We start from the raw sequence: 24,564 nt of genomic DNA, 5'->3' as shown, positions 1-24,564 counted from the left end.
CCTCTGCCGTCCCCTCGCCGCTTTTATTCAAATACAATACAGGCAGGTTCATCAGCGGCACTGATGGATACCTGGCTGTTTGAAAGCACCTTCACATTGGAGGAGGCGTACAGCACCTTTCCCTCAACCTGTATATTGGCTTCGCCGTATAAGGTCAGCGCATAATATTTTTTATTCTTACGGATGGTGTTGGCATCTGCCGGAACTCCGTCCTTCACACTCACCATATTATCCGGAATTGTGGCGTCAATCACCGACTGTAGGGATAGATCGGACACCAGGCCGCGGTTTAAATTAAAGGAATCGTAATCCGTCCCGCTCTGATACTCCAAAAACAGAGTCACATTGCCGCCTTTGATCTCCAGCTTCTGGATATTGACCGGATAAACAGTCTCCTCATCGGTACCCTTATAAGCGGAAGAAACGCCTGCCCGCTCGGAATTATACTGGATCACGCTCTGCTCCACAAAACTCTTTAAGGAAGCCGCGTCCTCATTTTCCCCTTCCAGTGTATCAAACAAAGCTTCCACAACGGTACCGTCCTGCTTTACATATACGCTGGTCTTGGTCGGTTCAAATTTTTCTTTTTTACTGCAGCTTGCCAACAGAACTGCGATGAGCAACAGGGATATCAATAAGCCTGATTTTTTCATAGTATACCTCTCTTCTGCATATCGTGCCCGCACCGCTTGCCGTCCGCTGCCGCAGTCACTGCGAACACACGAGCAGGTTGCAATACAGGATCACTCCCTATTGTATACGCTTTCTGTCATAATTTCAATAACAAAAGTGTTGCAAATTGTTACAATATGGTATCCAGAACTTCCAGAGATTTGAAGCGGCGGTCTATGTACATATTCTGAAATGCCTGCACACATTCACGCAGCTCCTTCTGTACCTGGTCTGAGACCACAAAGGTATAAAGCTTTTCCACCGGTGAAGTGATGATATACTCCAGCGTGTATTTCGTATCACCGCACACCGCGCAGGGCAGCCTGTCGCTGTATTCGCCGTTAATCACCATCGCCTTCATCTCAAAAATCAGGCGTACCAGCGGATTGGGGATGCTCTTATTAAGCAGCGCACGCAGTGTCTGATACATCAGTTTGAGCATCAGCGTGCCGTCTATGTTCTCCCTGGTGTAATAATCCGTATATTCCGCAAAATAGGACGCATAACACATCAGCTCCAGATCCTGTCCCAGCTCCTCGAAATATTTGGTGATCTCAATGGAGCGGAGGGTATAGGAGGATCTGCCTTCAAACAGGCTCACTTCCCCGAATACAAAGGGATTGCAGCCGGCAAGAAGCGGGCTGTTCTGTTTGCGGGCGCCTCTGGCGAAGGCGGTAATCTTGCCCCGCTCTCTTGTCAGCATCACCAGCCGTTTGTCAAAATCTCCGATGGGCATGGTGGAGAGCACCATTCCCTGCAATGTGATGAAATCACTCAATCAGATCACCTGTTATCATTGGGATGGTAGCCGTAGTTCTTCAGGTACAAATCGCTGTCCCGCCATTCCTTGCGCACCTTTACCCACAGCTGGAGGTTCACCCTGGCTTCCATCATATTTTCAATTTCTGTGCGGGCGCTGCTGCCGATCTTTTTCAGCATAGCGCCTCCCTTGCCGATGATGATCCCCTTATGAGAATCCCGCTCGCAGACAATGGTGGCCTCGATGTCAAACAGGCCGTCCTGTCTCTCCGACATCTTCTCCACAGTGACCGCGATGCCGTGAGGGATCTCATCGGAGAGCAGCCGCAGCGCCTTTTCCCGAATCAGCTCCGCCACGATCTGGCGCATGGGCTGGTCCGTCACCGTGTCCTCATCATAGTACATGGGCCCGTAAGGCAGGTATTTCTTCACGGATGAAATCACCGAGTCCAGGTTCATTTCCTTTAAAGCGGATACGGGGATGATCTCCGCAAAATCGTATTCCCGGCGGTACACATCGATGAATTTGAGCACCTCTTCCTTCTTTACCGTATCGATCTTGTTGATGATCAGAATCACCGGCGTCTTCACCTGTTTCAGCTGCTGAAGGATATGGCGCTCTCCAGCCCCGATAAAGGTGGTGGGCTCCACCAGCCACAGGATCACATCCACTTCCCCCATCGTGTGCTCCGCCACATCCACCATATAGGTACCCAGCTTATTTTTTGCTTTATGAATGCCGGGCGTATCCACAAAAATGATTTGACAGTCCTCATCCGTATACATCGTCTGTATACGGTTTCTCGTGGTTTGAGGCTTATTGCTGGTGATCGCGATTTTCTGCCCGATCAGATGGTTCATCAGTGTGGATTTTCCGACATTGGGCCTGCCGATCAGCGTGGCAAACCCCGATTTAAATTCCTTGTTCATTCGTACTCCGTTCTGCGGCAGCCCCATTACGGTTAAGCTGCCGCAAGCCTGTTGTTGTGCTTATTTTGAATTCCACGAAAGTGTAATCCCTTGGTTCTCCACCGAATAATCCGGAGCATATATCAATTCATCATGCTGACCGGATTAAATTCAGCCAAGCAGCCCTGCCCAAAGCGCTCTAGCGGAACAGATTCTTCACTTCCGTAAACAGTTCACGGCTTTCCTCTATCTTGCTGTCATTGCCGATCACACAGAGATTTCCGTCATCCAGCACCGCCGCGGTCAGGCCGGCCAGCGCCCGGATGTCCTCCTGACCGGCGCCAAGCACCTGGTCGCGCTCTCTCTGCAGCATCTCATAGCTTACATTTGTCATATAGGCCGCGAGGGATCTGGCTCCCTTCGCCGCCGGATTTTTCGGTATGTCCATATCGCTGACCGTACCGATGATATACTTGGTCATATCGCGCTCTTCCACCGTAAATCCGCGCAGGTATTCGGGAATGCCTTCATAGACACGGTCGGTTTCCGCCAGATTCGGATCGCGGTAGGATACAAAATAGCTCTCCCCGTTTCTGGAAAATCCGCTCATGCATCCGTATGCGCCGCCCTTTACCCTAAGATTAATCCAGAGATAGTCATAGTTAAGAATCACCTTGAGAATCTTCAGCGCGCCGGTGTAGGAATATCCGGCCCGCACGAAATTGCCTGTGCGCGCCACATACTGCACCTGGGAGGATGTTTTAAAGCCCTCATTTCTGCGGCAGAGATGATAAGGGATCTCCTGGCTTGTATCCTTTTCTTCCAGGCATCCGCAAAGGCTCTTCTTAAACTCTCTTAACGGTTCGATGAGGCTGCGGTAGCCGTCGTCATCGGCCGTGTAGCTCACCATCAGATTATCCGGTGTGAACAGGCGGCTGATCACATCCTGCATCGAGCGCACCATCTCCTCCTTACGCTCATCAAAATGGCTTTCCAGCTCCTCGATGAACTGATAGAGGGCGATCCCCCCTGTCAGGTCGCTGAAATACGCGGACGGTGAATCGTAGGCCGTGGCGCGCAGCACCGCCGCGGAATGGCTGGCCTGGTTTAAACGGACCTGTGAACGTGACTTCATCTGCGCAATGATCTCATACAGCCTCTTTTCGTCATCCAGTCTGGATGAGCAGAGAATCTCCCTCACCATCTGCAGCGCAAAACCGATTTTATCATACAAAGCCTTGGCATGCACTTCAAACGTGCCCGTAAATGCGTCCGGATCCTTGCTGTCCGCATACACGGAGACACCTGTCACAATGCCGCCGGTATGGATATTGATCTCGTCAAACAGATCCTGATAGGTATAATTCTCCGTATTCACATATCCCAGCACACTCTTAAGCAGTCCCAGATACAAAAGATCCTCTTCGTCCAGATTCTTCGTATCAAAAATCAGGCGCAGATAGCCGATGCCGGATGTAAACATATTGTGATGCAGCACCTTCAGGCCGCCGATTTCCCGCTCATCATTGTAAAGCGGCTCCGCTTCCCTGCGGATATCCTCCCTTTTCAGCATCGGGATCTTTTCCAGGTCGGACTGCGGCGAGGGGATCTCCTGATACTCTTTCAGCGCTTTGGTCTCCTTCACCAGCTGTTTTATGGTTTCCGGCGAAAGGCCCGCCTTATAATCGGCCAGCTGTTCGGATAACGCCGCATCCTTCTTCGCCTGCAGGCCTTTCTCCGGCACGGCAGCGATCAGAGCGCTGTGAGGATTATCCAGCAGATATTGCCGGATCAGCTCTTCGAAGTACCCCTGATCCGCCTTTTCTTTCAGCATAGCAAAGGTATCCTCGTATTTCAGGTGCATCATAGGGTCGGTTTCGTCATACAGCCAGCTGTCAAAACACTGCAGGCCGTACATCAGCCCCTTGGGATAGCTGCCAAAATCCGCCTCCCTGTACTTAAATTCAAAATAATTGATGCCGGCAAGCAGCGATTTACGGTTTAAGCCTTCCTTTGCCAGCCTGCGCAGAGTCTGATCCACAACGGTTACAAACTCTTCCTTGCGGGAAGCCTCCGTATTCTTGGCCGTTATATTAAAATAGGGCTGCAGCATGCCGTTTTCATATCCGCCGTAAACATCCTTACCGATGCCGGCGTCCAGCACCGCCTGCTTTAACGGCGCTCCCGGCGCCCCCAAAAGCGCATACTCCAGTATCTGAAACGCGATATAAAGCGTGCGGTCCAGATCGGTGCCGGTCACCATATTAAGAGACAGGTAGGTAGCGTTTTCCTCCGGTTCCTCATCCGTGATCGGATAGGAAATCACAGCCTCCGCCATACGGTCAAAGGGTTTCTGCATAGCGATGGCGGAATCGACCTCGATGCTGTCGTAATGGCTTAAGCAGCATTCGTCCAGATAGCGCAGCTTCTCCTCCATATCCATGTTGCCATACAGATAAATATAGCTGTTGGAAGGGTGATAATACCTGCTGTGAAACGCAAGGAACTGTTCATAGGTCAGATTGGGAATATCGTCCGGATCTCCGCCCGATTCAAAGCAGTAGGGGGTATCGGGGAACAGAAGTCTGTCCGTAAAACGCTCCAGCACGCTCTCCGGTGAGGAAAAAGCGCCCTTCATCTCATTATATACGACGCCGTTGATCTTAAGCGGCGCATCCTCGGACTCCAGCTCGTAGTGCCAGCCCTCCTGCTGGAAAATCATTTTGTTCTGATAGATGTTGGGATGAAAAACCGCGTCCAGATAAACATCCATCAGGTTCTGAAAATCCTTGTCGTTACAGCTGGCCACCGGATAGACCGTTTTATCCGGATAGGTCATGGCATTTAAAAAGGTGTTGAGGCTTCCCTTCACCAGTTCCACAAACGGATCCTTCACCGGATATTTATCCGACCCGCAGAGCACGCAGTGCTCCAGAATATGAGGCAGCCCGGTGCTGTCTTCGGGCGGCGTGCGGAATCCGATCGTGAACACCTTGTTTTCATCATCGTTGGAGAGCAGAAAAAGCCTTGCTCCGCTCTTTTTATGCCTTAAGATATAGGCCTCCGAATTCAGTTCCTTTAACGTTTCCTGCTTTACCAGTTCATAGCTTTCCGGTATTGAATATGTCATTTGACAATTCCTCCATGATTTCGATTATTTATATGTTTCCCACTATTTTCTCTTTTACCAGTGCAAAAAATTCTCTTACCATCTGATTTGCCAGCAAAAAATTATCCGAAGGCGCGGGAATGCCTTCCACATTGTCAAAATTCAGTTTTTCGGCTACGGCCACAGCCCTATAGACATGAAAATTGTTGGTGACAATGCCTACCTTAGGCATCACGCCTTCTTCCTCTGCCTTGCCGCTCCAGTTCAAAAGGATATATGCTTTGCTGAAATTTAAATTCTCCTGTGTGTTTGTGGAAAATGCTTCTTTGATGATGCGCGTCTTTTCTATGCCGTGTTCCATCAGATAACGCCGCATCGCCTCCGCTTCGGTGATATCCTCCCCCGGCCCCTGCCCGCCGGAAACCACCGCAACGGTTTCTTCATTCTCAAGCAGGTATTCCAATGCGGTATCCAGGCGTTTCTTCAGGGAATTGCTCACCTGCTCTCCTTTCACCTGCGCTCCCAGGACCACGATATAGTCCAGTCCAGGAGACGGCCGGCTAAGCATGCTGCTGCAGATTAAAATCTCAGCCAGCACAAATACCGCAGCTCCCAGTATCAGCGTGGTGAGTATGCTCACTTTGATCCATAGCGGGAACAGAAAATGGATGATCTTATGTTTCACACCGCGCCGGTATAAAAACCAGGCGAGCAGCAAAAGGCCCACAAACAGCCAGAACCAGGCGAAAGTAGAGCCGGGGCCTGCATAGACGAAAATGCCCGCGAAATAAAGAATGCAGGCCACAGCGCACAAAACGATCAGCAGGTCCATATGCATTCCTCCTGTTAATTTACATTTATATGGTAATTTACGACATCGTATCTATTCTAGCACAGATTGTACAATTTGTAACTTGTTAATTTCCATTCCTGTGTAATCCAGTACCGTTACATCTGCTTTACAGCTGCCGTAAACTTCCCGCATATAACAAGTACAAGTTTCGGTCATGCAAGCCAGCCGCAACGGACAAGCCGCGCTGGCGTCACATGAAACGCCAGCGCGGCTTATATAATTCTATCCCCGGAAGCGCTTACCGCATAAACGGTGTCAGCGTTCCCGCATATTTAAATTCTTCCTCATTCATCTGATACTGTTCCGCAAGTCTGGGGCCGCAGCTGTTGGAGCCCACGCCGCTCTGGAAATAATCCGCACAGAGCACAGTGCTTTGGCATTTCTCCAGCTCAAAATTATGGGCTTTGGCTGCCAGCTCTTCCTGTGTATATTCGGAAATGCTGAAACTAAAGGGCTTCTCTGTGCAGATCATAAGGCCCACACCGCTTTCAGAAGATACGGTCACATAGTCGCAGCCGTAGTGGCTGCCGTTCTCCTGCGGTTTGATATAATCCTCATGGTTTGCTGCCGCCGTCACGCAGTAGTTGCCAAGCAGCGCGCCGTGATGTTTATCCATATAGCTTTCCTGCGGACCGTAGCCGAAATATTCCGCCGCATTCATCTCCCCAGGCAAAAACAGACGCAGGCCGAACCTTGGCAGGAAGGGCATATTCATATTCTTTCTGCAGGCCAGCTCAAACGATATCTTTCCGTCGGCGCTCACGGTATAGACCGCATCCATATCCAGGATGCGCTCCAGATAGACCGGCAGCAGTGCCAGGCGGCAGGTGATCACAGCATCTTCTCCCTGCATTCCGGCGCCGGACTCATATACCTTTGTCATAGCCCGGTCATAGCCTGCCGCTTCCCATTCATGGCGGACATTCCTGTCATTGTCGGTCGGAGCCCTCCAGATATTGTATTCCATCGGCCGGTCCAAAAGCCTCCGGTTTTTATAGGTCAGGCTTTCAAATACTCCCCTGCCCTTATGGAATACATAGCAGAATTTATCGTTCTCCAGCGTGATCCGCTGTCCGTCCTCACGGATCCTAACAGGGCTGCCGCTCTCTGCCGCAGCAGGAGAGTCACAAACCTTTCCCTCTTTCAGCACGATCTGGTCATGGCCCAGCACATGGCCGGCGCCTGTCAGAGCACCGTCCTCCTTTTGGATATAGATAAGCGTGAGGACCGTCTTTTTATCCGGCAGTTCGGGCAGTTTCAGCACTGCCTCCACGCTCTGTCTGGGAGCGGCCTCCATCTGCGGCAGAGTGCCAAAGCACACAGTCTCCTTGCCGCAGCTCACTTCCCAGCGTATCACGGCCAGGTCTTTCAGATCCGTATAATCCGTCCTGTTTTTAAGAATCAGGCTGACACATCTGCCGCCGTCCTGAATTTCCTTAAGAGCCGCGCGGATCGGGCGGATCACATTTTTATATTCCTGAAAACCGGTATGGGGCCTTCTGTCCGGATACACCAGACCGTCCATGCAGAAGTTTCCGTCGTGGGGAAATTCTCCGAAATCCCCGCCATAGAAATATTTTCTCCTGCCGTCCTCCGTTTTTCCCATATCTACCGCATGATCGCAGAATTCCCACACAAAACCGCCGCAGACGCCGGGATATTTCTCAAATACCTGCTCGTAATCCTCCGCATCCCCCGGACCGTTGCCCATGGCATGGATATATTCGCACTGGATGAAGGGCTTTTTAACCGCGCCTTCTTCCGCATAATATTCTTCAATATCATGAATCCTGGCATACATGCGGCTGTAGAGATCCAGCATGGAGGTGTCGTTTTCTCTGCTGGGCGGCAGATGGTATGCTCCCTCGTAGTGGGTCAGACGGGACGGATCGTATTCTTTTACGAAGCGGCCGGCCCTCTCAAAGTTCTCCCCATAGCCTGATTCATTGCCCAGAGACCAGATCACAACGCTGGCGCTGTTCTTATCCCGCAGCACATTTCTCTCTACACGGTCCAGTATGGCCTCGCTGAAGCGGGGATCCATGGCCAGCGCGCCGTAACGGTCCTCCGGATCCACATTCCTGTTAAATATGGCGTTGACGCCATGGATTTCCACGTCGCTCTCGCCGATCACATAGAAGCCATATCTGTCGCAAAGCTGTACAAACCAGGGCGCGTTGGGATAATGGCTGGTGCGGATCGCATTCACATTGTGTTCCTTCATCACCCGCAGATCCCGTACCGCCTGCTCTACAGAAATGGTATAGCCTGTCACAGGGTCGCTGTCATGACGGTTCACGCCGCGGAAACGGACCGGACTGCCGTTTAACAGCACAATGCCGTCCTTTACCTCTATTCTGCGAATGCCAACCATCTGCCGGATCACTTCGCCCGCGCACTCGATCACCATTTCATAAAGCGCAGGTCTCTCCGCATTCCAAAGCGCCGGCCGCTCTACAACAAATTCTGCGCTATTGTTTTGCACCTTTGTCTCGCCGATCAGGGTCCCGTCCGGAGCGGACAGCCTAAGCACAACCTCCGGCTCCCCCTCCATTTCAAAATCCGTTCTCACTTTACAGGACGTGAAATCATCGGAGAGATCGGTATGTACAAAATAATCCCGCACATGGGCCTTCGGCCGGATCAGCAGATACACATCCCGGAAGATTCCGGACATGCGGAATTTGTCCTGATCCTCCAGATAACTGCCGTCACACCATTTCAGCACGAGCACCGTGATGCAGTTGGTCCCCTCCTTAAGGAGCGGCGTGATATCAAACTCACTGGTGGAATGGGATACCTGGCTGTAACCCGCCTCCTGGCCGTTAATCCAAACATAAAAGCAGGAATCCACACCTTCGAAATTAAGATAAACGCTGCGGCCTTCCAGGGAATCCACTGTAAATTCCCTTCCATAGACGCCGCACGGGTTCTCCCAGGGCACATATGGCGGATCACAGGGAAACGGATACCGCACATTGGTGTACTGGTGCCGGTCATAGCCGTGATTCTGCCACACCGACGGCACCGGAATCGTATCCGCGCCGTCAAAGAAATGGGAATCCGCCGCCAGATCGTCCGGCAGGTCATGCATATTGGGATAATACACAAAATTCCAGTCCCCGTTTAGCTGCTGCAGATGGGAGCTGGCGGCCCGGTCCTCCTGAACAGCCTCTTCCATGCAGGCGCACGGCACGTAGTAGGAACGCGTTTTTTGCGTGCCCACATGCAGCGTATCGGTTGATTCATAATAGTTTTTCAGATTCATGGTTTTATTCCTTTCACCGTTAATAATGCTTATGAACCATTATAAGAAGAAAACGGCCGGTTTTCCATGTACAACTTATGCTAAAATATGCACAAAATGATTGTGATAGATTTTCCCCTGTGATATACTGTCACCAACCGAAGGTTGATGACCTACGCACACCTCAGTGTGCTTCCTTATTTATACTGTCACCAACAATCATATATAAGTCAGGGGGGCTCTAACATTGATCAGTTTTTCCGGTTATCTCAATGATTTAGACAACGACAGTTATGAAGGAGACGAGCGTTTCTGTGTCCACAGCTGCGGTTACTATAAGCTTTCCAAAAATGAACATCTGCATACCCGCCGGCCGGAGGGGCGCAGGGACTGGCAGGTCCTGTATGTGCTCTCCGGCCAGGGGGTTTTTCAGGTAAACGGCCGAGACCGGCTCGTAGGCGCGGGCCATATTGTGATCTATCCGCCCTGCAGCAGCCAGGTCTACCACTACCGCCCCGGGGATCTGACCGAGGTCTACTGGATGCATTTTTCCGGCGGGAAAATGCCGTCCATAGTATCGTTTTATACCCCATCCGCTGATCCGGTCTTTCCGGTAACCGTCTCCAACGAATACGAAGTCCTGCTGCAGAAAATCATCCGTGAGCTGCAGTTAAAACGCAAGTTCTATCTGGATCTGGCCAACCGAATGGGGGAAGAACTGCTTATGCTGATTGCCCGCAGCATTGCCGAACAGCACCAAAGCGGCCGCAGCCATAATCAGCGCATGGAAGACGTGATGGAATATATGCACACACATTTTCAGGAAAATATACCGGTAAAGTCCTATGCAGGCCGGTACAATATGAGCCTTTCGTGGTTTATCAGAAGCTTTCGGGAACAGACCGGCATGTCGCCCCAGCAGTACCTGATTCATATACGGCTGATGAAGGCCCGGGAACTGCTGGAGGGAACCGACTATAATGTAGCGGAGGTATCCCGGCTGTGCGGTTACGAAAATCCGCTCTACTTCAGCAGGCTTTTTAAAATCCATCTGGGCGTTTCCCCGGCAGTTTACCGAAAACAAAATAAATAAGGAAAAATCTTCGCTAATCAATGAAGCCGGAGACATATAAAAAGGGGGGACATGCCCCCCTTTTTATATGTCTTATTAATCCAGTTCAAAATATACGAAGAAGACATTGCCTTCTACGTTGTCATCATAGATCTCAAGATAGCTGATGCTGTATTCTCCGCTGTTCTCCGCAGGCAGCTCATACACCAGATCGCCGGTTACGCTCTCGCCTTTTTTCAGCGTGAATTCGCCCTCCAGCTCTTCATCGGTGGTCGCTTCCATGGCATAGCCGAAATCTTGATCGCCTTCGCCCCACTGCAGCTGGAAATCATCGCTGAACATCGGCAGTTCCATACCGTAGGTGTTTTTGATGGTAATGTTAGCTTTCAGCAGCATATTGCCGTCCGCCGCAGTGTAGCCATTGTATTCGTCTACCTTTTCCGCACTGTTTACTTTGAAGGAAAACCATACGGTCTGCATTGTATCGCCGATTCTTCCGTCCGCGTAACCGCCGACGATACGGTCGTCGTCTTCGCTCAAGGTCTCTCCATAGAGCGCGCTGATGGCGGATCCGCCGCCCGTGTTGTCCGTATCCTTATCCTTGCTGAATCCGGGAATCGGATCACAGCCTGTCAAAGCTGCTGCCAAAACAAAAACCAGTGCCAGTATTCCAATCTTTTTCATCTTCATTTCTCCTTATCTGCTAACTATTAGCTGCTACTTTATTTGTCAATTACAGTGTCCATCGTGCTTAAGGCTTCAGTCACCTGTGCATGGGCGGTTCTGCTGATCTGCCCGAATGTAATAAAAATACCCAGGGCGATAAATAACAGGATCTGTCCCATTTCCGCCACCATATCCCCCACTGTATACAGCTCAAAATAATAGGCCACGGAATCGAATACGCTGGGCCACAGTCCCAGTTCCTTCACAATCGTCGCATACCAGATAGACTGTTCAAGGATAAATACCTGAAGCAGTGAGGCCAGTATGACAAATATTATGGCCACATTGGTCAGTTTTCCCTTTAAAAGCTTATATCCGAAATAGCTGCCAAGCGGTATCAGACAGCAAAGCCAGGCCGAGATCAGGTTTGCAAACATGATGGATAAAAAGCTTGGAATCGCTCCGACGAGCGCGCCCAGCAATGCTCCGATCAGACCTGCGGCGTAACTTCCGCCTTCCAGATTTTTATTAGCTGCGGCAAGAACCTGGCTGCTCTGATTTTCTATACAGCTTCTATGTACCGATGTATAGGCCCCTTTGGCATAGCCGTAGGCATCACAGCCGTCATGTCCGCAGATCGGGCATACCTGGCTCTCCCTTAGCATCTCGGATGCTAAGCCCATGGTGACCGCCGACATGGATTCCTCCAGGTTCTGAAACAGAATGTCATCTTTCCCGCTGCACTGCAGCTGTACCGAATCGTTTCGGTTGGGCGTTCTTAGAAGCGCCCCTTCTTTCTTTGGTATCTGACGCTTTATGTTCTTGAACACGGAGTTAGAAATCTTATCGCCTGTTACAAACTGCACCACAACCACACTTCTGTTTCCCTTGCGGAATCTCATGGTGAAAGGATAATTGTTGTAAATGCCAAAAGCCGTGGTTCCCTGAACCCGGTATCCCTTCTGTATGGCATAACTTTGAAATTCATCCGCTGTCATACTCTACCTCGCTTCCATGCGCTCCTTTTGGGTGTCACACACCGCACCCCTGCTGATTTGCCGGGTACATGCGCACATCTTTCTGTTTTCGACAATACATAAAGTATTATATCATCTTTCTTTTGATTGTCTATATTGTATTTGTATATTTTTTATCAAATGTTAAGATTCTTTTCATAACTCTCGACCAATACTGCCAGTACATCGAGTGCTATACTCACTGTCAGCTGTGCAGTACACTAGGCACTCTGCGCAGGATATCACCGGTTTCCGGCATCTTTGAAAGCATTACCCGCAGCAGCTGCCTGGCATGGGGAGCGCTGTCCTGGGGATTCCCGTCCTCATCTTGTATCCGAACCACGGTCGCGGCTTCATTTCTGCCGTCCGGCTTCATTATTTCAATTTCTTCTCCCACCGTGAACTTATTTTTCTGCTCCAGTCCGAAAAAGCCCTCCCCATACAGGCTGCCGGCAATGCCCAGATATACCGCTTCCTGATGATACGTGCTTTCGCCGTAAATCTGCGCATCCGCCTCGGGTTTTCCGTAAAAAAATCCGGTGGTAAATTCTCTGGTGGTGCATTTTACGATCTCCTGGCGGTACCAGGGCAGATTATCTTCATACAGCTTTGGATCTTCCAGATAATCATCGATTGCTCGCCGGTAAGTTCTGGCCACAGCTGCCACATACAGCGCCGTTTTCATGCGCCCCTCAATCTTGAAGCTGTCGATCCCGCTTTCCACCAGATCCGGAATATGTCCGATCATGCACAGATCCTTGGAGTTAAAGATAAAGGTCCCTCTGTCATTTTCAATAACAGGGAGATACTCACCCGGCCGGCTCTCCTCCATCAGCGCATATTTCCAGCGGCACGGATGGGTACACGCGCCGTGATTGGCATCCCTTCCTGTGAAATAGTTGCTAAGCAGGCATCTACCGGAATAGGAGATGCACATCGCGCCATGGACAAAGGTCTCTATCTCCATATCCTCCGGTATATGTTTCCGGATCTCCCGGATCTCCCTTAGAGACAGCTCCCGAGCGGATACCACCCGCTTTGCGCCCTGGCCGTACCAGAACAGGTACGTCCCATAATTGGTGTTATTGGCCTGGGTGCTGATATGGCGCTCTATTTCCGGCACTTCACTGCGTGCGATTTCATATACTCCCGGATCGGAAATGATCAGCGCATCCGGCGCGATCTCCCGAAGCTCCCTGAAATATTCCCTCACCCCGTCAAGATCATAATTGTGCGCCAGTATATTGGCCGTGACATATACTCTGACATTCCTTTCATGCGCATAGCGGATTCCCTCCTGCATATCCTGCAAGGAAAAATTTTTCGCCTTGGCGCGCAGACCGAACGCTTCGCCGCCGATGTATACCGCATCGGCCCCGTATCTCACAGCTGTTTTTAATACTTCAAGGCTGCTGGCAGGCACCAGCAATTCCGGTTTCCTCATGTCTTATCCCTTTCCTGCATTTTTACCCGAGGCTCTGCTCTTCCTGCCCCGGCATCAGCCCCCCCTGGTAGGTCCTTTAGCTTCACGCTGACCGTTACGCCGTCCCCGATCGGAATCACCGAAGTTTCCAGCCCCTCTGTGTGCTTGAGCGTATACAGATACTCCCGCATGCGGCTGTGGATCGTTCGGTCCCTGCGGGTCACGGCATACCGCGATTCAATGACGTCCCCATCCTGCAGCACATTATCCGAAACCAGCACGCCGCCATTCGGCATAAGTCTTAAGACATCCTCCAGGAAATGAATGTACTGCCCTTTGGCCGCATCCATGAATATAAAATCGTAAGGTCCCTTAAGGGTTTTTAAAATATCCGACGCATCCCCCTCAAGAAGGCGGATCCGGTTCTCCATGCCCGCCTTTCGAAAATTATTCAGGGCCATCGGAATTCTCTTTTCATATTTTTCAATGGTTGTAATGGTACAGCCATCGGGCATTGCCCCGCTCATAAGGAGCGCGGAATATCCGATGGCCGTTCCGACTTCCAATATATTTTCCGGTCTTTTAAGCGCCACCAGCGTGCGCAGCAGGCTGGCGGTTTCTTTTCTGATAATAGGGACCAGATCTCTCTTCGCCTCTTTTTCCAGCTCCCTAAGAAACGGATCCTTTTCCTGCTCCAGGGAACGGATGTAGGCGGCTGTTCTCTCATCTGCCATCATTCTGATGTTTCTCCCGATGTTTCTTCTTCCTGTGACGGAGAAGCCTCCTCTTCAGATGCTTTCTCCGTCTCCGGCTTTACATTCATCTTTATCAGCATTTCCTTAGAAGTCATCGACGTGTTCAGGGTATATTCACCTGGATAGATCTTATAATCGTAGAATATCTGCTGCACTAAAAATATGCTGCTGTCCGCGATCAGCCCGGCTGCCTCCAGCCGCTTCCCGACTGTGGCCGGGGATTCCCCCTCTTTCACCACAATTGTGATATCCCTGCCGGGGGCCTTTCCGACCGCCGTCCCGGCAAAGATATCATATCCGAAAGAAAAGCCCTTCGTAATCCCAGTATAAAAAAGCATCACAAGCAGTGTGATCACGATGATACGGATGGAAACACCGATCACCGCTGTCACCATCTTATTCACTTTTCTACGTTCCTGTCTTGAAGTTCTTTCTTTCCTATGTCCAGCCATATCAGATCTCCATAATTATCGGTAAAATCATCGGATTTCTCTTCATCTTCTTCCAGAGATAATCGCTTAGACTGTCACGGATCACATTCTTAAGCTTGCCCCAGTCCGTGACCTTCTTCTTCAGGCAGGAGGATACCGCATCAAGCACTACCTCTCTAGCCTCATCCATCAGATCCTCCGATTCTCTCACATATACAAACCCACGAGATACGATATCCGGCCCCGCAAGCAGCTGATTGCTGCCCCGCTCCAGCGTCATGACAACCACTATGATACCGTTCTGCGACAGGTTTTGGCGGTCCCGCAGCACGATGTTGCCCACATCGCCGACTCCCAGGCCGTCCACCAATATGGAACCCACCGGCACGTGCCCGTCCACCTTGGCGTTATCCGCATCCAGCGACAGCACATCGCCTGAAGAGAGCATGAATATATGGTCTTTGGGTATGCCCAGCGAATTGACCAGCTCCGCCTGTGACTGCAGATGGCGGTATTCGCCATGCACAGGTATCGCATATTTCGGGCGCACCAGAGAATAGATCAGCTTGATCTCCTCCTTGCAGGCGTGTCCTGAGACATGGGTATCCTGATAGATTACCTTCGCTCCCTTCATGGAGAGCTCATTTATGACCTTGGAAACCGCTTTTTCGTTGCCCGGGATCGGGGTGGAACTCAATATGATCGCGTCACCCGGCTTTATCGTCACCTTGCGGTGAACACCCGCCGCCATCCTGGATAAAGCTGCCATGGATTCTCCCTGGCTGCCCGTGGTGATCAGCACAGTCTTTTCATCCGGATAATTCTTCAGCTGTTCGATATCGATCAGCGTGCCCTCCGGGATCTTGATATAGCCAAGCTCGCTGGCCGTGCCGATAATGTTCACCATACTGCGGCCTTCCACCACCACTTTTCTGCCGTATTTATAGGCGGAATTGATGGCCTGCTGCACGCGGTCCACATTGGATGCGAATGTAGCAACGATGATGCGGTGATTCTGGTATTCTCCGAAGAGCGTATCAAAGGTCTTGCCCACTGTCTTTTCGGACATGGTAAAGCCTTCCCGGATCGCATTGGTGCTGTCGCACATCAGCGCCAGCACGCCTTTTTTCCCGAGTTCCGCAAAGCGCTGCAGATCCACGGGATCACCGAATACCGGCGTATAATCAATCTTAAAGTCGCCGGTGTGAACCACAATTCCCACCGGTGTGAAAATTGCCAGCGCCGCCGCATCCACAATGCTGTGATTGGTGCGGATAAACTCGATGCGGAAGCATCCCAGATTGATGGACTGGCCGTACTTTACGACTTTCTTTTTCACGCGCTTCAGGTTGTGCTCCTGCAGCTTTCCTTCGATGATGCCCAGAGTCAGCTTGGTGCCGTAGATGGGCGCATTCACGTCGCGCAGCACATACGGCAGCGCGCCGATATGGTCCTCATGCCCGTGGGTAATCACGAAACCTTTCACCTTGTCGATATTATCCTTCAAATAGGTCACATCCGGGATCACCAGGTCAATGCCCAGCATGTCGTCGCTGGGAAAGCTTAAACCGCAGTCCACAACAATAATACTGTCTTCATACTCAAAGGCAGTAATGTTCATTCCGATCTGCTCCAATCCGCCTAAGGGAATGATTTTCAATTTCGATTTTTCTGTTTTCAATCAATTTACCTCCATTTATAATTTGCCGACAGCCATTCCGTAGTCCGTCCCGCGGCACCTGCGCCCATGATACGGTCCTGCTGTCTATGTAATTTACATCTGTTCCTTTTCTATGCAGTCCCTGCAGTAACCGTACAGCTTTACTTCATGATCTACCACCTCAAATCCCGTAGTTAAAAGGATCGTACGCTCCAGGTTGTCCAGCAGATCATCCTCAAATGCATATACTTTGCCGCATTTTTTGCATATCAAATGATGATGGCGGTGTCTGGCCGTCTCCGACTGCTCACACATCTCATAGCGCACCACGCCGTCATCAAAATTCACCTTATCAATCATATGTAACTCTAATAAAACCTGAAGAGTGCGGTATACCGTTGCCAGCCCTACCTCAGGATAGCTTTCATGCACAAGGTCATAGATCTCTTCCGCAGACAGATGTTTGCCCGGACAGGAGGCTACCGCTTCCAGCACGATCAGCCGCTGGCTGGTCACCTTCAGACCGTTTTTCTTTAGGAGATCCTTAAAATAGCTTTCATTCATAATTGTCCTCGATGCTACAGCTCAATATCCACGTCCTCCAACAGTTCACCGAAGATCCCCATCAGAGTCATGAGCTCCGTCTCATCCTCCACCATGCAGTACACGGCGTCGGCATCTTCCGGCGCAGAGATATCCTTCAATATATAACATTCCCCGTCTCCCTCGGGGGCATCGGCAGCCAGGATATAATCGGTGCCGCTGATCCTGGTTCCTTCCAGCACAAAGAGTTCCAGCGTTTCGCCGTTCTCGTCTTCTAATATGATCTTTTCTTCTTCCACTTACTTCCTCTTTTCTGCACACGGCAGTCTGTGGCCAACGGTCACACGGCTTACAGTTTCTTATAGCTACGGCAGTCCAGATATCCCTGCAGGATCAGGACAGCGGCCAGCATATCCACCGTATCCTTACGGTTTTCCCTGCGCACGCCGCCCTCCATGAGCGCGCGCTGCGCCGCTACTGTGGTAAGCCTCTCATCCCACAGCACCACCGGCAGATTTGTGCGCGCTTCCAGCTGCTTTTTAAATTCCTCTGATTTTAATGCCCGCTCTCCCAGCGTGTTGTTCATGTTCTTGGGATAGCCGAGCACAATTTCCTCCACCCCGTACTCCTTAACCAGCTCTTCGATACGGGCCAGTGTCCGCCGAAGCTTGTTCTCCTGCGGACGTGTAATCGTCTCCACTCCCTGAGCCGTAATACCCAGCGGATCGCTGACAGCTACCCCAACCGTCTTTGATCCGAAGTCAAGTCCCATAATGCGGATCATCTGCGGTCCGAATCCTTCAGCTTGGTCTGAATATAATTGCTCATCAGTTCTTCGATAATCTCATCCCGTTCGACTTTCATGATCAGGCTTCTGGCGTTGTTATGGCTGGTGATATAGGTGGGATCCCCCGACATGATGTAACCCACGATCTGATTAATCGGATTGTATCCCTTCTCCGTCAATGCGCAGTAAACGCGCTCCAGCACATCCTTCACCTCCAGTTGGGTATCCTGCTGTGTTTTAAAATACTGTGTGTTGTGAATGCTCCCCATAGTCTCACTTCCTTACTTCCTGTGACCGGCCGTCCGGCCGGTCACCTGCGCGCATACTCGGTGCGCATTTTATTTCCATACTGTCCGACAACTGTAACCGTTATCCTTTATTGTAATATAGATCCACCAATTGAGCAAGTGTTTTATCTAATACAGTTTTTCAGCTGCACGCAGCAGCGTTTTCACACAGCAGCAGGCCATCCTCTGTGAGTGCGGCCGGGGTGCCGGAGATCAGGGTATTTTCCGTGCCGGCACGAAACGCACAGCGCACATATTCTTTGTTATATCCGGCCAGGAAGCGCTCTCCTGCTGCCGTCACCGGCTCTTCCAGCAGCACCTGCGTCTCCCTGCCGATATAATACCTCCGGAAATCCTGGGACATATCATGGGCCAGATCTATCAGCCTGCGGCTTCGCTCCTGCTTCTTCTGCTCCGGCACCTGCTCTTCCATCTTTGCCGCAAGAGTGCCTTTTCTTCTGGAATATTTGAATACATGCATTTCGTAAAACTGCACCTTTTTCACAAAAGCCAGCGTTTCTTCAAATTCTTCTTCTGTTTCTCCCGGAAAACCGGCGATCACATCTGTCGTGATGGCGGGATGATCAAAAGACTCCCGGATCAGGCAGCATTTTTCATAGTATTCACCGGTGGTGTAATGTCTATTCATTCTTTTAAGAGTTTCATTGCAGCCGCTCTGCAGGGACAGATGAAAGTGGGGGCAGAATTTGGACAGCCCGGAAAGGCTGCGGACAAATTCTTCGGTAATGATCCGAGGTTCGAGGGAGCCCAGACGGATCCTCTCGATTCCTTCCACCTCCTGAAGGCGCATCACCAATTCCAAAAGACCGTTTTCCTCCTGACGGTCCGCGCCGTAGGAGCTTAAATGTATGCCGGTCAGCACCGCCTCTTTTAAGCCTCCGGCTGCCAGGCCGGCCACCTCCTCCAGCACGTCCTCCGCCTCCCTGCTGCGGATGCGCCCTCTGGCATAGGGGATGATGCAGTAGCTGCAAAACTGATTGCAGCCGTCCTGGATCTTGATGAAGGCGCGGGTATGTTCCGATGTGCGGGTAATCCGCATACTCTCATAGCTGCTGGCATGGCCTATATCCAGCACGGCTTCGCCGCCGCCCTTTCCATCCATATATTCGTCCAAAAGTTCCAGCAGTTTGCCCTTCTGGTTGTTGCCGATCACGATATCCACCGTTTTGTCTTTCTTAAGGTCTTCTTCGGCCGCCTGCACATAGCAGCCTGCCGCCACCACCACCGCGTCAGGGTTGCACTTTCTTGCGCGGTGCAGCATCTGCCTGGACTTGCGGTCCGCGATATTGGTTACGGTACAGGTATTGATTATATAAACGTCAGCCCTATCTTCAAAGGGAACAATTTCATATCCCCCCGCCTCCAGCTGCTGCTGCATGGCCTCCAGTTCATAGGCGTTGACTTTGCATCCCAAATTATGTAATGCTGCTTTCTTCATGTTATTTTACTCCGTTTTTGTTCAAAATTTTCTTTGTCCGAAACACTCCGAGCTTCTTTCACAGCCGATTTGCAGGTGATTGCAAAATAGCGATTACTTTTTTAGGAAATATGTCTATTGACTTTTCACCCCCCTCTATGTAGTATTAACGTAGGCAGTAGAAAACTATATTATACGCAAATTAAGGAGGTTATTCCAATGAAAACAGTACAGATCTCATTAAATTCTATCGACAAGGTAAAATCATTCGTTAATGATCTTACAAAATTTGATTGCGATTTCGATCTGGTATCCGGCAGATATGTGATTGATGCAAAATCCATTATGGGCATCTTCAGTCTGGACTTATCCAAGCCGATTGATTTAAACATCCATGCAACCGATAACCTGGACGAAATCTTAGCTGTTCTGGCACCTTATCTCATCTAAGCCGTGCCTGACAGCCGGCAAAACGCGCCGAAGGGTGCGTTCTGATAAAGAGGAGAGAGGGACATATTTCATATGTCCCTTTTTTTACATAGGAAAGTTCTCCGAACTCTCCAATGTAATAAAAAGCCCTCCGGGCAGGAACGCACTGCGGCGGAATGGAATGATGTCGCTGAAGCGATCCGCCGCAGGCGGAGAATCCCGCGAGCGGGATTCTTTTTCGTTTCAGGATTCTTTTTAATCTATCCAGATGGTCTCCACCGTATTTAATGCTGTCTCGACCAATGGCTCAATGATTCCTTCCAGATTCGTCTCCGAACGCTTAATGATATTGATATTTGGCTTTGTTACCGGATGCTTGGCCACAAAAATGGTGCAGCAATCCTCAAATGGCTGAATGGAGATATCAAATGTGTCGATTTTCTTAGCGATCTCCACAATCTCCTGCTTGTCAAAACCGATCAGCGGACGGTAAACGGGCATCGTACAGACCTCGTTGGTGGCCGCCAGGCTTTTCATTGTCTGGGACGCCACCTGACCGATGCTCTCTCCCGTGATCAGACCGAGGCTCCCGTTTGTATCGGCCAACCGCTCCGCTATGCGCATCATATACCGCCTCATGATGATCGTCAGCTCTTCATGGGGGCATTTGTCATAGATCGCAAGCTGGATGTCGGTGAAATTCACCACGGACAGGCTGACCGGTCCGGAATACCGGGAGACCTTTCTGGCTAAGTCCACCACCTTCTGTTTCGCGCGCTCACTGGTATAGGGCGGCGCATGAAAATAGACCGCATCGATCACCACGCCTCTCTTGGCGATCATATAACCGGCCACCGGGCTGTCGATGCCTCCGGAGAGCAGCAGCGTGGCTTTGCCGTTCGTTCCCACAGGCATGCCACCGGGGCCGGGTATAGCCAGGGAATAGATGTTGATCTTCTGGCGCACCTCTATCTGGAGAAGCACATCCGGATGGTGCACGTCCACCCGGATCTCCGGAAATGCGTTTAATATGGCCTCTCCCATGTCCATGTTGATCTGATTGGAATCCAGGGGGTAATTTTTTCTGGCTCTTCTGGCCTGTACCTTGAATGTAATCTTCTTATCCTCATACATCTCATCCATATAAGAGATCACAGTCTCACACAAAGCTTCAAAACCCTCGTCCACCACCTGGAGCATGGGGCAGATGGCGGCGATGCCAAACACTCTCCGGAGCGCTTCCACGGTTTCCTCATAGTCATAATTTTCGGCGTTCACATAGATTCTGCCGTCTTCTTTCAGTACCTTAAACTCCCCTTCCAGCGGCTTTAAGGCCCTGCGGATCTGTCTGATCAGGGCATCCTCAAATAAATATCTGTTTTTTCCTTTAATGCCGATCTCGGCGTATTTTATCAAAAATGAATGGAATGTCATGTTTTCTCCTTATTTACGGCTGACCGTCAGCCTCTGCGGTATCTGCGAAGCATTGGGAGCAGTTCGTTTAACACCTGCAGTGTATAATCAATTTCTTCAACGGTTGTAAAGATACTCATGCTGAACCTCAAGGTGGATTCCAGCAGATCCCGCCTCACTCCGATCGCTTTGAGCGTAGGGCTGATCATCGGATGGTTGGAGGCGCAGGCGGAACCGGCGGATACATACACGCCTCGGTCCTCCAATGCGTGAAGCAGCACCTCGCTGCGAACGCCTTCAAAACTGACGCTGATAATATGGGGCGCCCCCTGTCTGGGTTCAGGGCCGTTTACCGCGGTTCCCTCCATCCTAAGAATTCCGTTTATAAAGCGTTCCTTCAGTTGATAGAGATATTCCATACGTGCTTCATGGTCACGGTAGATTTCCGTTACCGCAGCGCCCAGTCCTGCAATGCCTGGGACATTTTCCGTGCCGGAACGCAGTCCCATCTGCTGCTCGCCTCCAAAGATGATCGGACGGATCTTTACGCGGTCCCTCACATAGAGGAATCCCACGCCTTTCGGCCCGTGTATCTTATGGCCGCTGACGCTTAACAGATCGATGCCCTGACGGCGGGGGCGGATTCTAAACTTGCCGAATGCCTGTATGGCATCCACATGGAAGATTACGCTGGGTTTGATTTTTTTAATCGTCAGGCCTATGGCTTCCACCGGCTGTACGGCACCCATTTCATTATTTACATACATGATGGATACTAAAATGGTTTCCCTTCTGATCGCAGCTGCCACATCTTCCACACGCACCATGCCGAAGCGGTCAACGGGCAGATACGTTATTTCAAATCCGTTTTCTTCCAGATATTTCATCGTGTTGATAACGGACGCATGCTCGATCATGGTGGTAATAATATGATTCCCTGCCCTGCGGTTAGCCATCGCACATCCTATGATAGCCAGGTTGTTGGATTCTGTTCCGCCGGAGGTAAAGTAAATCTCCTTTTCATTTACCCGCAGGCTTGCCGCAATGGCTGCCCTGCTCTCCTTTACATAAGTTTCGGCGTCAACGCCTTTTCTATGAAGAGAGGAAGGATTTCCATAATCGCCGCACATTGTCTGTACCATTACATCTCTGACGCAGTCAAACACACGGGTGGTGGCCGAGTTGTCTAAATATGCTTCCATTATTATTCTATATCCTCATTTCTTATATGCTTTTTATTTATCATATGAGACAGGGAAAGCGCTGGTGTGTATTTATCGCCCTGTGTTATCCGTTTCAAATGTCTCCAGCCGAAACATCAGAACGGATAGCAGCATCATACCGGCGGTCTCCGTGCGCAGGATACGGTCTCCGAGAGAAATCGGGTTCCAGCCGCAGGCGCGGGCGTATTCGACTTCTGATTCGTCAAAGCCGCCTTCAGGGCCGATGAGGATTCCTATGCTTTTGCCTGGAACGCAGTCTTTGATCAGCCGGCCGCTGTTTTGCATGCCGTTTTCATTCTCATAGGGGATCAGGCGGATGTCCAAAGAACCGCCGTACGCAATCGCTTCCTTTAAAGTCATGACAGGCATGACCCTGGGGACGATCAGGCGTTTGGACTGCTTGGCTGCGCTTTCGGAAATGGTATTCCATCTGCGCAGCTTGCTCTCTTCTTTTTTAGGGTCCAGCTTCACTACGCAGCGCCGGCAGGACACCGGGACGATCTCGCCCACACCCAGCTCCACGGCCTTCTGGATGATCCATTCCATCTTATCGCCCTTTGGAAGCCCCTGAAACAGGACGATCCGGGAGGGGAGTTCGGTGGTGTTCTGTTCTTCCCGCACAATCTCTGCTGTTACCTGTTCGGTCTCTATGGACTCTATGCGGCAAAAATAATCCCAGCCGGTGCCGTCACTGATGCGGATTTCTTCGCCGGGCTTCATCCGAAGCACGTTTTTGATATGGTTTACATCTTCTCCTGTGATGCGGATGCGGGAGCCTTCCAGCTGGTCAGGAGTTATGAAAAAACGGTGCATGGCTTCTCCTAAAGGAATTTGTCTGTTATGCTATTTTTTTCTGGCGGTAATGGAGACCCATTCGCCCTGATAGGTGGTCTCGAGCAGTTCAAAATCGGGGTTGGCTTTAAAGGCCGCTTTGACATCGGCTTCTTTGGTGTTGATGATGCCGGATGTGATGAACAGGCCGCCGGGCTTTAGGTGCCTTACGATCTCCGCCTGCAGAAGGATGATGACGGGGGCCAGGATGTTGGCTACAGCGATATCGTAGCGTTCGTATCCAGCCTGCTCCTGGATCGCAGGATCGTCGATGATGTTGCCTGTGACGATTGGGAAGGACGATGCAGGAATCCCGTTTACTTGGGCGTTTTCCTGCGCGGCTTTTACGGCGTATTCATCCAGATCGGTGCCGAAAGCATAGCCGGCTTTCAGTTTCAGGGCCGTAATGCCCAGGATGCCGCTGCCGGTGCCTACATCCAGTACGGAATCGCCGGGCTTTAAATATTTTCGCAACTGGCGGATGCAGAGCTGGGTGGTCTCATGGGTCCCTGTGCCAAAGGCTGTACCGGGGTCTATCTCTATCAGCAGCTTGTCTTCACAGTCCGCAGGGATCGCTTCCCAGGTGGGCTTGATCAGGATATCATCCACTGTGAAGGGCTTGAAGAATTCTTTCCAGTTGTTGATCCAGTCTTTGTCTTCGGTCTCGGATGCGGTGATGGTGGCAGGGCCGAGGTCCACATATGCGTGCAGCGAGTCGAGCTCTTCTTCTACCTGGCGGAGGAGGGCTTCTGTTGATTGGTCGGGTTCCAGATAGAAACTCACTTTGGCCCGGCCTTCGTCGGGCGGGAGCTCGGGGAGGATGTCGATGAACATGCCTTTCGTTTCGGATTCTGTGAGGGGGACGTTGTCCTCAATTTCTATGCCTTCTATGCCGAGGTCGGACAGGGCGCTGCTGATGAAGTCGACGGCGGCTGTGGTGGTGTCAATTGTGTATTTGCTCCATTTCATGGGTTGGTACCGTACCTTTCTATGTTGACGACTGGATCTCGCGGGGGCGAGATCGCAGGTGGGGGGAGAGTC

At 50.9% G+C, this 24,564-nt stretch carries 23 protein-coding genes; 2 read left to right on the top strand and 21 right to left on the bottom strand.

What is annotated here, in order from left to right:
* Positions 1 to 23: 23 nt before the first annotated feature.
* From DWZ56_RS11520 to DWZ56_RS11495, 6 genes are all read right to left on the bottom strand, one after another.
* On the bottom strand, positions 24 to 653 hold the full coding sequence (locus tag DWZ56_RS11520; RefSeq protein ID WP_118556787.1) for a hypothetical protein: 630 nt from the start codon (positions 651 to 653) through the stop codon (positions 24 to 26).
* Positions 654 to 802: 149 nt separating this feature from the next.
* On the bottom strand, positions 803 to 1,450 hold the full coding sequence (recO, locus tag DWZ56_RS11515) for a DNA repair protein RecO (protein WP_118556786.1): 648 nt from the start codon (positions 1,448 to 1,450) through the stop codon (positions 803 to 805).
* Between the two features lie 5 nt (positions 1,451 to 1,455).
* The gene (era, locus tag DWZ56_RS11510) at positions 1,456 to 2,361 is read right to left on the bottom strand and encodes a GTPase Era (protein ID WP_118556785.1); all 906 of its coding nucleotides are present in this window, start codon (positions 2,359 to 2,361) and stop codon (positions 1,456 to 1,458) included.
* A 178-nt stretch (positions 2,362 to 2,539) separates the two neighbouring features.
* Positions 2,540 to 5,470, bottom strand: a complete 2,931-nt coding sequence (locus DWZ56_RS11505; RefSeq protein WP_118556784.1) for an insulinase family protein — start codon at positions 5,468 to 5,470, stop codon at positions 2,540 to 2,542.
* A gap of 28 nt (positions 5,471 to 5,498) precedes the next feature.
* Positions 5,499 to 6,281, bottom strand: coding sequence for a YdcF family protein (locus tag DWZ56_RS11500; protein ID WP_158584550.1), 783 nt, complete (start codon positions 6,279 to 6,281; stop codon positions 5,499 to 5,501).
* A 259-nt stretch (positions 6,282 to 6,540) separates the two neighbouring features.
* Positions 6,541 to 9,570, bottom strand: coding sequence for a glycoside hydrolase family 2 TIM barrel-domain containing protein (locus tag DWZ56_RS11495; RefSeq protein ID WP_118556782.1), 3,030 nt, complete (start codon positions 9,568 to 9,570; stop codon positions 6,541 to 6,543).
* Positions 9,571 to 9,796: 226 nt separating this feature from the next.
* Between DWZ56_RS11495 and DWZ56_RS11490 the strand changes: the two genes are divergently transcribed.
* Entirely contained in the window at positions 9,797 to 10,642 is an 846-nt protein-coding gene (locus DWZ56_RS11490; protein ID WP_118556781.1) for a helix-turn-helix domain-containing protein, read from the top strand.
* 75 nt (positions 10,643 to 10,717) lie between these two features.
* On the opposite strand, the gene DWZ56_RS11485 is transcribed toward DWZ56_RS11490, so the two are convergent.
* From DWZ56_RS11485 to mtaB, 11 genes are all read right to left on the bottom strand, one after another.
* Complete coding sequence (locus tag DWZ56_RS11485) at positions 10,718 to 11,305, bottom strand: DUF4352 domain-containing protein (RefSeq protein WP_158584549.1); 588 nt, start codon at positions 11,303 to 11,305, stop codon at positions 10,718 to 10,720.
* A 38-nt stretch (positions 11,306 to 11,343) separates the two neighbouring features.
* A complete protein-coding gene (locus tag DWZ56_RS11480) occupies positions 11,344 to 12,285 on the bottom strand; it encodes a hypothetical protein (RefSeq protein WP_118556779.1) in 942 nt (313 codons plus the stop codon).
* Positions 12,286 to 12,508: 223 nt separating this feature from the next.
* Complete coding sequence (locus DWZ56_RS11475; protein WP_118556778.1) at positions 12,509 to 13,747, bottom strand: peptidase U32 family protein; 1,239 nt, start codon at positions 13,745 to 13,747, stop codon at positions 12,509 to 12,511.
* A complete protein-coding gene (locus DWZ56_RS11470; RefSeq protein WP_118556777.1) occupies positions 13,744 to 14,463 on the bottom strand; it encodes an O-methyltransferase in 720 nt (239 codons plus the stop codon). The genes DWZ56_RS11475 and DWZ56_RS11470 overlap by 4 nt, the downstream gene beginning before the upstream one ends.
* The gene (locus DWZ56_RS11465; RefSeq protein ID WP_158584548.1) at positions 14,460 to 14,933 is read right to left on the bottom strand and encodes an endolytic transglycosylase MltG; all 474 of its coding nucleotides are present in this window, start codon (positions 14,931 to 14,933) and stop codon (positions 14,460 to 14,462) included. Before DWZ56_RS11465 ends, DWZ56_RS11470 begins: the two co-directional genes overlap by 4 nt.
* 1 nt (position 14,934) lies before the next feature.
* Entirely contained in the window at positions 14,935 to 16,593 is a 1,659-nt protein-coding gene (locus DWZ56_RS11460) for a ribonuclease J (RefSeq protein WP_118556776.1), read from the bottom strand.
* Positions 16,594 to 16,686: 93 nt separating this feature from the next.
* Positions 16,687 to 17,136 carry a Fur family transcriptional regulator gene (locus DWZ56_RS11455; RefSeq protein WP_118556775.1) on the bottom strand — a complete coding sequence of 150 codons (450 nt, stop codon included), beginning with the start codon at positions 17,134 to 17,136 and terminating at the stop codon, positions 16,687 to 16,689.
* Between the two features lie 14 nt (positions 17,137 to 17,150).
* Positions 17,151 to 17,414: a DUF1292 domain-containing protein gene (locus tag DWZ56_RS11450; RefSeq protein WP_118556774.1), complete on the bottom strand. Its 264-nt coding sequence runs from the start codon at positions 17,412 to 17,414 to the stop codon at positions 17,151 to 17,153.
* Between the two features lie 50 nt (positions 17,415 to 17,464).
* A complete protein-coding gene (gene ruvX, locus DWZ56_RS11445) occupies positions 17,465 to 17,896 on the bottom strand; it encodes a Holliday junction resolvase RuvX (RefSeq protein ID WP_118556895.1) in 432 nt (143 codons plus the stop codon).
* Entirely contained in the window at positions 17,896 to 18,171 is a 276-nt protein-coding gene (locus DWZ56_RS11440) for an IreB family regulatory phosphoprotein (RefSeq protein WP_118556773.1), read from the bottom strand. The genes ruvX and DWZ56_RS11440 overlap by 1 nt, the downstream gene beginning before the upstream one ends.
* Before the next feature lie 160 nt (positions 18,172 to 18,331).
* Positions 18,332 to 19,648, bottom strand: a complete 1,317-nt coding sequence (mtaB, locus tag DWZ56_RS11435; protein ID WP_118556772.1) for a tRNA (N(6)-L-threonylcarbamoyladenosine(37)-C(2))-methylthiotransferase MtaB — start codon at positions 19,646 to 19,648, stop codon at positions 18,332 to 18,334.
* 198 nt (positions 19,649 to 19,846) lie between these two features.
* Between mtaB and DWZ56_RS11430 the strand changes: the two genes are divergently transcribed.
* Positions 19,847 to 20,077, top strand: coding sequence for an HPr family phosphocarrier protein (locus DWZ56_RS11430; protein WP_118556771.1), 231 nt, complete (start codon positions 19,847 to 19,849; stop codon positions 20,075 to 20,077).
* A 234-nt stretch (positions 20,078 to 20,311) separates the two neighbouring features.
* Here the strand turns inward: DWZ56_RS11430 and thiI are convergent, their stop codons facing one another.
* From thiI to prmA, 4 genes are all read right to left on the bottom strand, one after another.
* Positions 20,312 to 21,490, bottom strand: a complete 1,179-nt coding sequence (thiI, locus tag DWZ56_RS11420; protein ID WP_118556769.1) for a tRNA uracil 4-sulfurtransferase ThiI — start codon at positions 21,488 to 21,490, stop codon at positions 20,312 to 20,314.
* Between the two features lie 26 nt (positions 21,491 to 21,516).
* The gene (locus DWZ56_RS11415; RefSeq protein ID WP_118556768.1) at positions 21,517 to 22,671 is read right to left on the bottom strand and encodes a cysteine desulfurase family protein; all 1,155 of its coding nucleotides are present in this window, start codon (positions 22,669 to 22,671) and stop codon (positions 21,517 to 21,519) included.
* 72 nt (positions 22,672 to 22,743) lie between these two features.
* On the bottom strand, positions 22,744 to 23,505 hold the full coding sequence (locus DWZ56_RS11410; protein WP_118556767.1) for a 16S rRNA (uracil(1498)-N(3))-methyltransferase: 762 nt from the start codon (positions 23,503 to 23,505) through the stop codon (positions 22,744 to 22,746).
* A gap of 30 nt (positions 23,506 to 23,535) precedes the next feature.
* A complete protein-coding gene (prmA, locus tag DWZ56_RS11405) occupies positions 23,536 to 24,492 on the bottom strand; it encodes a 50S ribosomal protein L11 methyltransferase (protein WP_118556766.1) in 957 nt (318 codons plus the stop codon).
* Positions 24,493 to 24,564 lie beyond the last annotated feature (72 nt).

It is taken from the genome of Lachnotalea sp. AF33-28 (genome assembly GCF_003477885.1).
Lineage (GTDB): Bacteria > Bacillota > Clostridia > Lachnospirales > Lachnospiraceae > AF33-28.
Note: the sequence above shows the minus strand (reverse complement) of the source record. Positions and strands in the feature narration are given on the sequence as shown.